This window comes from Alcaligenes sp. GCM10023179 (genome assembly GCF_042653705.1).
Taxonomy (GTDB): Bacteria; Pseudomonadota; Gammaproteobacteria; order Burkholderiales; family Burkholderiaceae_B; genus Alcaligenes; species Alcaligenes phenolicus.
Genome location: NZ_JBHSIQ010000003.1, coordinates 446,182 through 458,319, shown reverse-complemented (window position 1 = coordinate 458,319; position 12,138 = coordinate 446,182). Strand labels below are relative to the sequence as shown.

Here is a 12,138-nt window from a genome sequence, read left to right as displayed (position 1 = left end):
AACCAATTTAAATTACAGCTTGCTGCGTTTGGCCGTCTGCGCATCGTCCTCGGTACACAAGCGATGGATGGTCGTGCGTAACCATTGGTGGGCCGGATCTGTCTGCAAGCGCATGTGCCAGGCCTGCACCAACATGGCTGTCTCCATGGGTACAGGCAAATCAAACACTCGGATCGCCAAGCCCGCCGCTTTGGCACTGCTTGCCAGATGCTTGGGCAGCGGCAGCAAAAGATCGGAGTCATGCAAGGCAAACAGCGCGGTGTAGGGATTGGACACCACCAGGGCCACATTGCGCTGCAAGCCACTGGCCTGCAACAAGGCATCCAGGTTGGATCGGCCCTTGCCCCGCCGCGACACATTGATATGGTCCCAGCGCACAAAGCGTTCCAGCGAAATGTCTTCGTCGAAGATAGGATGGTGCTCCCGCGCGACACCCACAAAATGCGTCGTGAACAAGGGCTGTACGTGAATATCCGGCGCCAGCTTGCGTGAGGCGCTGATGAACAGATCAATACGGCCACTACGCAAGGCGTCGTCATCCATATCGTCCTCTTCGGGAGACAGGCGCAGCATGGCTTTGGGCATTTCCTTGACCATGGCCTCCAGCAAATGACCCAAATGCACATTCACAAATTCGTCCGTCGCACGCACATTGAAACTGCGCTCCAGGGACAGCAGATCAATCTCGGTATTGGAACTTAACACCTGGGTTGCCTGCTCCACCGCTGCCCGCACTTGCTCGCGCAAGGCATAGGCTCTGGGTGTAGGCAACAGCTTGCGCCCTACTTGCACAAACACGGGATCATCCAGCGTATCCCGAATGCGGCTCAAGGTTCGGCTCATGGCAGGCGGGCTCAGATTCATGCGCCGTGCCGCTCCCATGACGCTGCCCTCCTCCAGCAAGGCATCCAGTGCGAACAATAGATTCAGATCAGGGCGAGCCATAGTCGAAGCCTTTCAAGGTTGCGTCAAACGAAATCGTAATGCCATTCAGATGATACTCAAAGCATGCACCCGCCTGCCATGTCTGGGGACGAAGACAGGTATACTCGCCCAGACCGTTTTTACAGGAACGGTCTTTTCACCGAGGGGAGCCTGGCGAGCAGGCTGAGAAACTGCCCGAGCAGATTGCACCGCAGTGACCCGTTGAACCTGATCCGGGTCATGCCGGCGAAGGGACGGGTCTGTACCTGCTCGCCGCTTGCTGCCGGATGGCTATCCTTGACTAGGAGTTGCTATCTTGTCTTCTGACCACTCTCCCTCCCCCGTCGGCCCGGTTGCCGCCACCCTGGCTGCCGTCATCCATCAAGACCGGATTTTGCTGATACGCCGCGCCAATAGGCCCGATGCAGGACGTTGGGCCTTTCCCGGCGGCAAGATTCGCGCGGGCGAAACCATCATGGCGGCGGCCCACCGGGAACTGGCCGAAGAAACCGGCGTACAAGGCCAGGCCCTGCAGATCTTTGATGCGCTGGATGTATTTGACCGCGAACCCAGCGCCACACCTTTGGCCTATTCGCATTTCATTCTGATTGCCGTGCTGTTCCGCTGGCAGCAAGGCGAGCCACAAGCGGGCGATGATGCGCTGGACGCGCGCTGGTTCAGCAATGCGGAGCTGGACAGTCTGGATGTAGCACACAGCTTTGATGTAGTCCGAGTTGCCCGTCGGGCACTGGCATTGGCTGCCACTCAAGATCAGGCAGGCCGCGCATGATTCCCAATGTATTGAGTATTGCGGGCACAGACCCGACCAGCGGCGCTGGTATTCAGGCTGATCTGAAAGCCATGTACGCCTTGGGCGCTTACGGCATGAGCGTGATTACCGCCGTGGTCGCGCAAAACACCCAGGGTGTGCGGCGTTTTGTGGCGCTGGAGCCGGACTTTGTGGCGGACCAGTTGGATGCGGTGTTTGAGGATGTGCGCGTGGATGCCATCAAGATCGGCATGATCGCCACTGCAGGGATTGCGGAAGCAATTGCAGACCGCCTGCACCATCACGGCCTAGACTGCCCGATTGTGCTGGACCCGGTCATGGTCGCCAAAAGCGGGGATCGTTTGCTCAGCCCCGAAGCCGTGTCCATCGTGCGCGACAAGCTGCTGCCCATGTGTACCCTGCTTACCCCCAACTTGCCCGAAGCGGGCGATCTGCTGCACAAACCGGAACCCGCCTCGCTGCAAGAGATGCACAGCACCTTAAGCGAACTGTGCTTGCTGGGCCCTGAGTGGGTGCTGCTCAAGGGCGGTCATCTGGATGGCCCGGACAGTGTTGATTTGCTGCAAGGCCAGGGGCAAAGCCATGTTTTTCAGTCGCCTCGCATCCCGACACGCAACACGCATGGCACGGGCTGTTCGCTGTCCTCCGCCATTGCTGCCCTGCTACCGGGCCGCAGCGTGCCGGCTACGGTAGGCTTGGCCAAGGAATATTTGAATGGCGCTTTGGCCGCGGCCGACCAATTGCAGATCGGCTTGGGGCAAGGTCCGGTCCATCACTTCCATGCTTTGTGGCCAAAGCTGGAACCCCTCAAAACATCTTGAACTCAAAAGCCAGGCCGATTTCAACCTGTGGACCGCAGCACATCAAATCGGCCCGGCTCTCTGGCCCAGGCTCCCCTTTTAATGCGCCCGCTCCCCACTGGGGTAGGCCGGCCAATCCGCTGTAACCCGTAAAGCAATCAAAAGCGCAGCAAACAGCATCCCCCCCCCGCCCGTGAGGAACACCATAGGAACACCGCCCAGGCCGAACATGAAGCCACCCACTGCCGCCCCCGCAGCAATCGAGGACTGCACCGCCGCCACCACCATGCCGCCTGCCACTTCCGCCTGATCGGGCATGGCACTGGCCACCCAATTGGACCAGGCCACTGGCACACCTCCGAAAGCCAGTCCCCATAACGCCACCAGCCACATCAAGCCCGTATTTTGCACCGGCAGCCAGACCATGCCCCAGGCCGCCAAACCCACCAAGGCGGGCATCACGACCAAAGTCACCCGCAAGCTGCGTTCCATCAGCCAGCCCGCCAACAAGGTGCCTACGAAATTCGCCAGTCCGAAGCCCAGAAGCATCAAGGCCAAGCCATCCATATCAATAGAGGCAAAACCTTCCAGCGCCGGACGAATAAAGGTGAACAGGACAAACTGCCCGCCATGGGCCAGCACACAGGCAAACATACCGATCGCAATACCGGGCCTGCGCAGCAAATCCAGTACCGTTGCAGTGCGTGCATGCTGACGCGGTGCCATGCTGGGCAAGGTCAGCCACTGAAACACCAAGGTCAAGACACCAACCGCCGCTGCCGCAAAGAACGCGCTGCGCCAGCCGAACAGGCCGCCCAGATAACTGCCTAAAGGGACCGAAACCACCGTCCCCACGGCAATCCCGCTAAAAATAATCGACAAGGCACGCGGCACTAAGGGGCTCGGCACCAGACGCATGGCAACGGCTGCCGCCATGCTCCAAAAGCCGCCCAGGGCAATCCCCAGCAGGACCCGCATCAAGAGCAACACTGTCAGGCTGGAGGACAGCGCCACCAGCAAGTTCGATGCAATCATCAGCAGCGTAAAACCAAGCAACACATTACGCCGGTCAAAACGACGGGTCAGCGCTGGAACCAGCAGGCCCGAAAACAAAGCGACCACCGCCGTTACTGTGACGGCCTGCCCTGCCAAGCCTTCCGATACCCCCAAATCTACGGCCATCGGTGTCAGCAAGCTGGCGGGCAAATACTCCGCCGTCAACAAACCAAACACACCCATGGCCAATGAAAATACAGCCACCCAGGCAGGTTCCATGACCGGGGCCCGCAAACTGGCATTACACACATCACGACTCATCGCTACTTCCCTGGAGAAACAAAAACAGCTCCCAGTCTAGAGATCAGAAACCGGATGATCTATGATGATCAGTCTTGAAAATTTGATCGAAACGCCGAACATGACCGAGCAAGAACAATTCGCCCTGTCCTCCGACCTGATCAGTGAACTGCTGACCGGTATGCGCTTGCGTGGGGTGCAATACCGCCGGATTCAAACTGGGCCTCATTTTGGGCTGGGTTTTGAAGAACGCCCCGGTCATGCCTACTTTCACTTTCTGGCTGTAGGTTCGGCATTTCTACGTACCCGTGATGGCACGATTCACAAGCTTTCAGCAGGCAGCACCGTGTTTCTACCGCAAGGTGAAAGCCATCAAATCCTCTCCAAAGAAGAAGTCTCGGTTCAACACATAGACAGCTTTGAGGCCGCTCCACTGGGACAAGCCGTCAGCGGTGTCAGCACATGCCCTAGTTCCTACCCCACCCCTAGCGCAATTTTGTTCTACGGTTGCATGGAGTTTGATCTGGGCGGCATGCACGGACTGGGCAAACTCATGCCCAGCGCCATGATTGCCAATACTGGGGCCCAAAACTATCCTGGCCTGTTGCCGATTCTGGATTCCATGAAAGGGGAAATCTGCGCGGGCCGCATTGGCTATGCCGGCATCATGGCTCGCTTGGCCGAAGTGGCGGCCGCCATGATTGTTCGCGGCTGGATTGAATCCGGCTGCGGCAATGCTTCCGGCCTGGTGGCTGCCTTGCGCGATCCTCGCTTGGCACGTTCCATTCTGGCCCTGCACCGCCAACCTGGTTATGAATGGACAGTGGCAGAGTTGGCAGCACAATCTCACCTGTCTCGTTCCGTCTTTGCCCAACGCTTTCAGGCCACGTTGGGCATGTCTCCACTGCGTTACGCCACAGAATTACGCATGGGTCTGGCCAGCCAATGGCTGAGTCAGGAAAAACTGTCTATTGAAACGATTGCCCAGCGTTTGGGCTATACCTCGCAGGCGGCGTTCAGCCGGGCCTACAAGCGTCTGAAAGGACAGGCTCCCGGTGCCAGTCGGCAGTCCAGAACCTGACCCGCCCCCTCCTTCCCGGACAGACGCTTAAGCCACCGGACAAGCATCCCAGACAATTTCCGGCGCATTTCTGGATTTCCAGCCCGACAGCCCTGAGATTTTTATTAGAATAATGTGCTGACTAATTACTCCTATAATTCAGAGCACATGACGGTGTTAACAGGATGAATCAATATTTATATTTCCTGACATCAAACATTACCGTTTTGTCATGTTCACCTCATAGTCGGCATTAGCCTTTTTGATCAATCCATTCCTGGAATGGAATGGATCTGCCACTTCATAAATCTCCGAGAAGCCAAATGTGGAATTGCTTACTGATTGAAGACGACCGGGAAAATGCCCGGTATTTAGTGAATGGCTTATCCGAGCTGGGCTATTCGGTGGTAACCAGTCATGATGGCGTTTCCGGTTTGGAAAATGCCATGAAAGACGTATGGGATGTGATTATTCTTGATCGCATGCTTCCCAATAATGTCGATGGCCTGTCCATTCTTTTTACTTTGCGATCTTTAGGTAAAAAAGTCCCCGTACTGGTATTAAGTGCCTTATCCGGTGTGGACGATAAAGTTGATGGTTTGAAAGCCGGTGGCGATGATTATTTAATCAAGCCCTTTTCCTTTCAGGAATTGGCCGCCCGCTTGCATGCCCTGATACGCCGCAGCAGTGACAATGCAGAAATCAAGAATCTGCAGGTGGATGATCTGGTCATGAATATCCGCAACCAGAAAATCTCCCGTGGCGACGAGGTGCTGGAACTACAACCTCGCGAAATCAAGCTGCTGTCCTACCTGCTGATGAACAGCCACAAGATCGTTACCCGCACCATGCTGCTGGAAGTGGTCTGGGGCTATAACTTCGACCCGCAATCCAATGTGATTGATGTGCTGGTCAGTCGTTTGCGGCGCAAGGTAGACAAGGAAGGCGCCACTCCCCTGATCCATACCGTGCGTGGCCGTGGCTATGTACTTAGCGACAAGGACAGCATCGACGGTTTCAAGCTAAAGCGCTGCGATGATTGATTTCATCAAACGCCTGTGGGAGTCCACCTCCTTCCGGCTGACCTTGAACTACAGCATCCTGGCCATCTTCACCACGCTGTTTTTAATCGGTTTTTTCTACGTTCAGGTGTTTGGAGCCTTGCGCGACGAGCACCTGCGGCAAATCAACGTCGCCGTACAGCGGCTTAGCATTGCCTACGAAGTCGGCGGGCGCGAAGAGATCCTGCGCATGATCGAGCTGACCCTATCGGACCGGATTGATTCGGGCCAGGAAATCTATCTGCTGCTGGACGAATTCAATCACACCCTGGTGGGCAATATCAGCGAGATCCCCGGCCTGAACAACCTGCCAGAACGACAAGTAGTGGAAGTGCAGATCAAGCATATCGACGCGCTATCCGAAGGCAATGTCCGCGTCACCAAACTGTCCGGCGGCGAAACCCTGGTGGTTGGCCACGAGCTGGGCACCTTGATCGAGCTACGCGCCATGCTTAGCCGCATCATCGTCACCTCCATGATCCTGGCCTTGATGCTGGTAATTCTGGGCGCCTATGTCTTTAGCAATGAGCTGAAATACCGTGTGGGCCGCATCCGCCTGCTGACGGAACAGGTGGGTGCGGGGGATATTTCCAAGCGCATCACCTCCGAGAGCGAGGACGTCTTTGGTCTGATCCACCACGACATCAACCGCATGCTGGACAAGATCGAGAGCCTGATGCAAGGCGCGCGGCATATCTCCGATACCGTGGCCCACAATATCCGCACCCCGCTCACCCGCATCGTTGGCAAGCTGCGTGAAACCCAGAACCTGCCTGGCGTCCCCCCGCATGTCCGGCAAGCACAGCAAGACGCGATTGAAGAAGTAGAGAACCTGAGCGTGCTGCTGGGCAAACTGCTGCAAATTGCCGAGCTGAATGCCGGTGTGCAAAGACAGAACTTCAAGGCCTGCAATCTGGAAGTGATTGCCGAAGACGTACTGGACCTGTACAGCTTCTTTGCTGAAGAGAAAGGCGTCACGCTGCAGAAAAAGAAAATCGACAGAGTCATTATTAATGGCGACAGCAATTTATTAGCCAGTGCTTTAGCCAATCTGGTGGATAACGCTGTTAAATACGCCCATTCCCATGCCAGCGTTGAAATTAAAAAACGCTTTGACAATAAAATCTCCATCATTGTGGAAGATGATGGCCCGGGATTACCAGAAAGCGAATATGAAAACGTAGGCAAGTATTTTTATAGATTCAATAATGATAGTGAAGGATTTGGATTGGGATTAACCAGCGTTGCCGCCATTATTGAATTGCACCGGGGCGAGCTGATTTTCTCCAAAGGAGTATCCGGCTTGAAAGTCACCATTGTGCTGCCTGTTTAAGCCTTACCAAACCATTCAAACATGACCAAAAGGTAATGAAACTGTCACCCTAAGCCCTCTCCTGCTCCGCTAAGCTAGCCTCATTTTTAATCGCTCTTTTTCAGGGTTTATAAAAATCATGCTTGCTTTAGGGGAATGAGGAGATTCATGAGCAGACAAAAATATTATTCAGCCGGCCTGATGGTGGGAGTAGGCGTATTTACCGTCCTGATGGGACAGAAATACTCCTTGGGCACCATGGCCCGCATGGGACCGGGCTACTTCCCGTTTCTGCTGGGCATCGTGATGATTGTGCTGGGCGCTCTGTACCTGTTTGTAGAGACCGCCGCACACGATGATGAGCAGGAGGAAGACTACGGCCCGCCGCAATGGCGTGGCTGGCTGGCCATTGTGGGCGGCATCATCGCCTTCATTATTCTGGGTCGCTACGGCGGACTGGTTCCCGCCACCTTTGCCCTGGTGTTCATCTCTGCCATGGGCGACAAGGAACATTCCTGGCTCACCGCCCTGCTGCTGTCCATTTTCGTGACGCTGCTGGGTGTGCTTATTTTCTCCTGGGGGCTGGAGCTGCAATTCCCCCTGTTCACTTGGGGCTAAGCCATGGAAATTCTATCTAACCTGATGCACGGCTTTAGCGTTGCCTTTCAACTGGACAACCTGATGTGGGCCGTGTTTGGCGTGTTCATGGGGAACCTGATCGGGGTGCTGCCCGGCATGGGTGTGCTGGCAGCCATCTCCATCCTGCTGCCCCTGACCTACGCCATGACCCCGACCGCCGCCCTGATTATGTTGGCCGGTATTTACTATGGCTCCCAGTACGGTGGCGGCATTACCTCCATCATGCTGAATCTGCCCGGTACCGCCTCGCACGCGGTGGCGTGTCTGGACGGCAACCCCATGGCCCGCAACGGCAAGGCCGGATCGGCCCTGTTCATGTTGATGTTGTCCTCCTTTTTTGGGGCCACCATCGGCATTCTGGCCATGATCCTGTTCTCGCCCGCGCTGGTCGATATTGCATTCAAATTCGGCCCGGCTGAATACTTTTCCATGATGATGCTGGGTCTGCTGGCCGGCGCCACACTGGCCAAAGGTTCTGCCATCAAGGGCGTGGCCATGGTCGTCATGGGTTTGATCTTTGGCGTGGTCGGTACGGATGTGAACAGTGGTGTATCGCGCTTTGATTTCAATATTCCGGAACTGCAGGACGGCTTGCAGATTGTGGCGCTGGCCATGGGCCTGTTCGGTATTGCGGACTTCCTCAAGAACATCAACCGGATCAATAGCGGCCACACCAAGGCCATTGGTAAAGTCTCCACCCGTTCCCTGCGTCCGGAAAAAGGCGATATCAAGCAATCCAAAGGCGCTCTGGTGCGCGGTACTGCGATTGGTGCGGCTTTCGGGATTCTGCCCGGCACTGGCCCGACCATTGCGTCTTTCATTGCCTACGCCACGGAAAAGAAAGTTGCCAAGAACCCCGAGCGCTTTGGACGTGGTGCGATTGAGGGCATTGCTTCGCCCGAAGCCGCCACCAGTGCCTCTACCCAGACCAGCTTCATTCCTACCCTGAGCCTGGGCATTCCCGGCGACCCGGTCATGGCCTTGATGCTGGGCGCGCTGATCATTCACGGCATCCAGCCTGGCCCGCAAATGGTGGTCGAGCACGCCGATATGTTCTGGGGCCTGATCGCCAGTTTCTGGGTGGGCAACATCCTGCTGCTGGTGCTGAACCTGCCCTTGATCGGCATGTGGGTTCGCCTGCTGTCCGTGCCCTTCAAGTACCTGTACCCCGCTGCCCTGTTCTTTGTGTGCGTGGGTGTCTATAGCACCAACAACAACCTGTTCGATGTGAATATCGTGCTGCTGTTTGGGGTGCTGGGTTACTTCTTCATGCGCCTGCGCTTTGAGGCGGCCCCCTTGCTGCTGGGCTTTGTCTTGGGACCGATGGTAGAAGAAAACTTCCGCCGTGCTCTGCTGCTCTCGCGTGGTGATCCGATGATCTTCCTGGAGCGCCCGATCAGCATGGTCTTTATCATTGCGTGCATCTTGCTGATGCTGGGACTGAGCTACTCGTTCTGGCGCTCGAACAGCCAGAAGAAGCTGGGAGCCCTGGCCAAGGCTTGAAGCACTGGCAACCACTAGTCATGGGGGATAGGCTAAACGCAATGCTTTTACCGCAGCCTCCATAAGAAAAAGCCGGGCTCATTTGCCCGGCTTTTTTGTGCCTGCCCCTATCCAGGACTGCAACACGCCTGTGCACTCATCCTGGCGGAACCAAACACCAGATGACTTAAGGCCGCCAAAGCAAAGGCAGTTAGCGCACCGTACACCATGACCCAGCCAAAACCAGCAATCAGGGCTGCATGAACCGCCTCGACAGGATCGGCGGCATTCGCCAGCAAGGCGCTGCTTTGCGACACGATATTGATGTCGCCAGAGGCTACTTTTTCAGCCAGATGACGCAGTTCGCCATCAACAGCAATACCCAGTCGTGTACGCAGATCACTCATGATGCCTTGCACCAGAACAAAGCCCATCACGGCAATATTGAAGGCCAGGGAGATCATGCGGGCACTGGTATCCGCCCCCGACGCCATACCGGCGCGTTCAGCCGACACCGAGGCGGTAATTACATTGGTGGTCGTAGTATTGGCCATGCCCAGACCAATCCCGGCCAGCACACAGCCTGGCAGAATCAGCCAGCCCGGTTGGCCGGAAACACTGCCTATCTTCATCACTACAAAGCCCAGGCCAATCAAGAACAGACCTAGCGTAATGACTCCACCCGGCTGCCAACGCTGTGCCAGACGCTCGGCAAACGGAGGCACAAACAAGGTCGGCAAGGTGTACGCCAACAAGGCCAGGCCAGTTTGCACACTGTCATACCCCAGCCCCACATGAAAGTAGATGGGCAAATAGATGATGAAGGGCCAGAAGCTGAAGTTCTGCCCCATCGAGCCCAACAAGGCACCGGAGAAACTGCGGATACGAAATACGGAGAACTCCAGCATGGGCCTAACACTGCGCTGCTCCACGATTACAAAGGCAATCAGGCTAAGGACGGACAGGGTAATAATGCTCAAGGCTGGCAGGCTGGCAAAGCCCAGCACCGGCCCCTGAGTGACAAACAGCACCAGGCAAAACACGGCCAAGGACAAGGTGGCAATACCGGCTACGTCCAAGGTGCTGGCGCCCGGATCACGCGACTCCTGTACGCCAGCGCGCGCCAGCAGCAAGGTAATAATGGCCAGTACGGCGTGAATCAAAAACACCCATTCCCAGCTGGCCAGAGTCAGAATCAGGCCACCCACAATCGGCCCAAAACCCAGCCCGGCACCAAAGACCACACCCCACCACGCAAAGGCCTTGCCACGCTGTTGTCCGTCCCGAAACTGGTTCGACAAAATCGCGATCTGGCAGATCAGCATCATGGCAGCGCTCAAGCCTTGCAGAAAACGTGCGCCAATCAGAACAGCTGCACTTTCCGTCAGTCCGCACACCAGGGAAGTGATCCCGAACGCCACAATCCCGATCGTAAAAATGCGCTTGCGGCCGTAGCGATCCGCCAAAGTGCCTACCCCCATCAGAATGGTCGTCATGGCAATGGTGTAGGCTGCCATCACCCATTGCAGTTGCCGGAAACTGGCCCCCATGACCTGTTCTATGGTGGATAAAATCGGCGGCACGCTGGAGATCTCCAGGCCCAGCATCAAGGCTGACAAGCACACGGCAGCCAAGGCGTAGCGGCCCTGACTCGAGATAGAGGGAGTCATCGTTATCTTTCCAAAAAGTCGTCAATACACGTCGCCGTCCCGGCGAGCCAAAGTGCGGACACCAAAACCCAAAAGCTCGGGACCGCTCAGTCAGGAGAGATAGTAGGGACGGGCCAGCCATTCATCAATGCTATGATCGGGCATATCAGAAACAACAAATATGGATAGATCATGAGCCGCCCTGTCCTGGATGTGGAATCCGTACAAGCTTTTGTGACCATTGCCGAGTTCCAAAGCTTTACCAAAGCCGCAGAAGCCTTGGGCACCACACAAGGCGCGATCAGCGTGAAGCTGAAACGCCTGGAAGAGCGCCTGGGTTACAAGCTGATCGAACGCACTCCAAGGCTGGTACGGCTGTCTGCTCAAGGTACGGTTTTCATTAATCCCGCACGGGAATTCATTGCTGCACACGACCGCGCCAGAGCCGCCCTGCTCTGTGATTGCCGCCGCTTTCGTTTGGGAATTGCCCAGCACGTTGCCGGGCCGGAAGTCCCTACTTTGTTGTCCCGTTTGAATGAACGAGACCCTGCCCTGACGATTGAAGTTCGCCTGGAAAGCTCGCATCGCTTGCTGGAAGATTTTGACAAGGGAGAGCTGGATGCCGTCATCGTGCGCCAGGAGGATCATCGCCGTGACGGAGAGGACCTGGGGCCTGAACACTTTGCCTGGTTTGCGGCACCCTGCTTTCATCAGCAAGAAGGCAAACCTTTACGGCTGGCCGCCCTGGCTCCCTGCTGCGGCGTGCGGGATATTGCAACACACGCGTTAAGCAGTGCCGGGATTGAGTGGAATGAAGTGTTTGTAGGCGGTGGCCATGCGGCCGTAATGGCGGCGGTCTCTGCCGGTTTGGCGGTCGCGGCATTTTCATGCCGCCTGGCGCCGCCAGATGCAATTGATGTGGGCCAACGTCTGGGACTGCCAGCCCTGCCCCCTTCCCGGATTGTGTTGCACTCAACGCTGACCGATCAACGCTCGCGGGAAGCCTTGCGGACCTTGGCAGCGGCTTATCGGGAGCATCGCTCTACCCGACTGACGGGGGCTGCATCGTCCTGATCAGCACAGGTTCAGGCGGCCAGAAGTAAACGTGAAGTTCGCCCAGCCCCG

11 protein-coding genes and 1 riboswitch are annotated in these 12,138 nt (G+C 56.5%); of the genes, 8 read left to right on the top strand and 3 right to left on the bottom strand.

The features are described 5' to 3' along the window. Positions 1–12: 12 nt before the first annotated feature. Complete coding sequence (locus tag ACFPDR_RS15980) at positions 13–945, bottom strand: LysR family transcriptional regulator (RefSeq protein WP_268378346.1); 933 nt, start codon at positions 943–945, stop codon at positions 13–15. Positions 946–1,077: 132 nt separating this feature from the next. Then, positions 1,078–1,196, top strand: a riboswitch (TPP riboswitch). 44 nt (positions 1,197–1,240) lie between these two features. On the opposite strand from ACFPDR_RS15980, the gene ACFPDR_RS15975 reads away from it, so the two are divergent. Together ACFPDR_RS15975 and thiD are read left to right on the top strand one after the other, a co-directional pair. Next, positions 1,241–1,714, top strand: coding sequence for an NUDIX hydrolase (locus tag ACFPDR_RS15975; protein ID WP_268378347.1), 474 nt, complete (start codon positions 1,241–1,243; stop codon positions 1,712–1,714). After that, the gene (gene thiD, locus ACFPDR_RS15970; protein WP_226348875.1) at positions 1,711–2,535 is read left to right on the top strand and encodes a bifunctional hydroxymethylpyrimidine kinase/phosphomethylpyrimidine kinase; all 825 of its coding nucleotides are present in this window, start codon (positions 1,711–1,713) and stop codon (positions 2,533–2,535) included. The genes ACFPDR_RS15975 and thiD overlap by 4 nt, the downstream gene beginning before the upstream one ends. Positions 2,536–2,613: 78 nt before the next feature. On the opposite strand, the gene ACFPDR_RS15965 is transcribed toward thiD, so the two are convergent. Continuing rightward, entirely contained in the window at positions 2,614–3,831 is a 1,218-nt protein-coding gene (locus ACFPDR_RS15965) for an MFS transporter (protein WP_376911466.1), read from the bottom strand. Positions 3,832–3,892: 61 nt separating this feature from the next. On the opposite strand from ACFPDR_RS15965, the gene ACFPDR_RS15960 reads away from it, so the two are divergent. From ACFPDR_RS15960 to ACFPDR_RS15940, 5 genes are all read left to right on the top strand, one after another. Next, positions 3,893–4,891 (top strand): AraC family transcriptional regulator, encoded by a 999-nt coding sequence (locus ACFPDR_RS15960; RefSeq protein ID WP_060185926.1) that lies wholly within the window; start codon positions 3,893–3,895, stop codon positions 4,889–4,891. Between the two features lie 302 nt (positions 4,892–5,193). Then, positions 5,194–5,913, top strand: coding sequence for a response regulator transcription factor (locus ACFPDR_RS15955; protein ID WP_035268013.1), 720 nt, complete (start codon positions 5,194–5,196; stop codon positions 5,911–5,913). Next, positions 5,906–7,264, top strand: a complete 1,359-nt coding sequence (locus tag ACFPDR_RS15950) for a sensor histidine kinase (RefSeq protein WP_060185927.1) — start codon at positions 5,906–5,908, stop codon at positions 7,262–7,264. Before ACFPDR_RS15955 ends, ACFPDR_RS15950 begins: the two co-directional genes overlap by 8 nt. Positions 7,265–7,411: 147 nt before the next feature. Continuing rightward, on the top strand, positions 7,412–7,861 hold the full coding sequence (locus tag ACFPDR_RS15945; RefSeq protein WP_376911465.1) for a tripartite tricarboxylate transporter TctB family protein: 450 nt from the start codon (positions 7,412–7,414) through the stop codon (positions 7,859–7,861). Positions 7,862–7,864: 3 nt separating this feature from the next. After that, positions 7,865–9,385, top strand: coding sequence for a tripartite tricarboxylate transporter permease (locus tag ACFPDR_RS15940; RefSeq protein WP_021446689.1), 1,521 nt, complete (start codon positions 7,865–7,867; stop codon positions 9,383–9,385). A 107-nt stretch (positions 9,386–9,492) separates the two neighbouring features. On the opposite strand, the gene ACFPDR_RS15935 is transcribed toward ACFPDR_RS15940, so the two are convergent. Beyond that, on the bottom strand, positions 9,493–11,034 hold the full coding sequence (locus ACFPDR_RS15935; RefSeq protein WP_376911463.1) for an MFS transporter: 1,542 nt from the start codon (positions 11,032–11,034) through the stop codon (positions 9,493–9,495). A 171-nt stretch (positions 11,035–11,205) separates the two neighbouring features. Here ACFPDR_RS15935 and ACFPDR_RS15930 point away from each other — a divergent pair, with 171 nt between their 5' ends. Next, on the top strand, positions 11,206–12,087 hold the full coding sequence (locus ACFPDR_RS15930; RefSeq protein ID WP_376911461.1) for a LysR family transcriptional regulator: 882 nt from the start codon (positions 11,206–11,208) through the stop codon (positions 12,085–12,087). Positions 12,088–12,138 lie beyond the last annotated feature (51 nt).

Coding starts and splice junctions, on each gene's coding strand:
- ACFPDR_RS15980 (WP_268378346.1), bottom strand. CDS start 945: ATGGCTCGCCCTGATCTGAATCTATTGTTCGCACTGGATGCCTTGCTG.
- thiD (WP_226348875.1), top strand. CDS start 1,711: ATGATTCCCAATGTATTGAGTATTGCGGGCACAGACCCGACCAGCGGC.
- ACFPDR_RS15965 (WP_376911466.1), bottom strand. CDS start 3,831: ATGAGTCGTGATGTGTGTAATGCCAGTTTGCGGGCCCCGGTCATGGAA.
- ACFPDR_RS15960 (WP_060185926.1), top strand. CDS start 3,893: ATGATGATCAGTCTTGAAAATTTGATCGAAACGCCGAACATGACCGAG.
- ACFPDR_RS15955 (WP_035268013.1), top strand. CDS start 5,194: ATGTGGAATTGCTTACTGATTGAAGACGACCGGGAAAATGCCCGGTAT.
- ACFPDR_RS15950 (WP_060185927.1), top strand. CDS start 5,906: ATGATTGATTTCATCAAACGCCTGTGGGAGTCCACCTCCTTCCGGCTG.
- ACFPDR_RS15945 (WP_376911465.1), top strand. CDS start 7,412: ATGAGCAGACAAAAATATTATTCAGCCGGCCTGATGGTGGGAGTAGGC.
- ACFPDR_RS15940 (WP_021446689.1), top strand. CDS start 7,865: ATGGAAATTCTATCTAACCTGATGCACGGCTTTAGCGTTGCCTTTCAA.
- ACFPDR_RS15935 (WP_376911463.1), bottom strand. CDS start 11,034: ATGACTCCCTCTATCTCGAGTCAGGGCCGCTACGCCTTGGCTGCCGTG.
- ACFPDR_RS15930 (WP_376911461.1), top strand. CDS start 11,206: ATGAGCCGCCCTGTCCTGGATGTGGAATCCGTACAAGCTTTTGTGACC.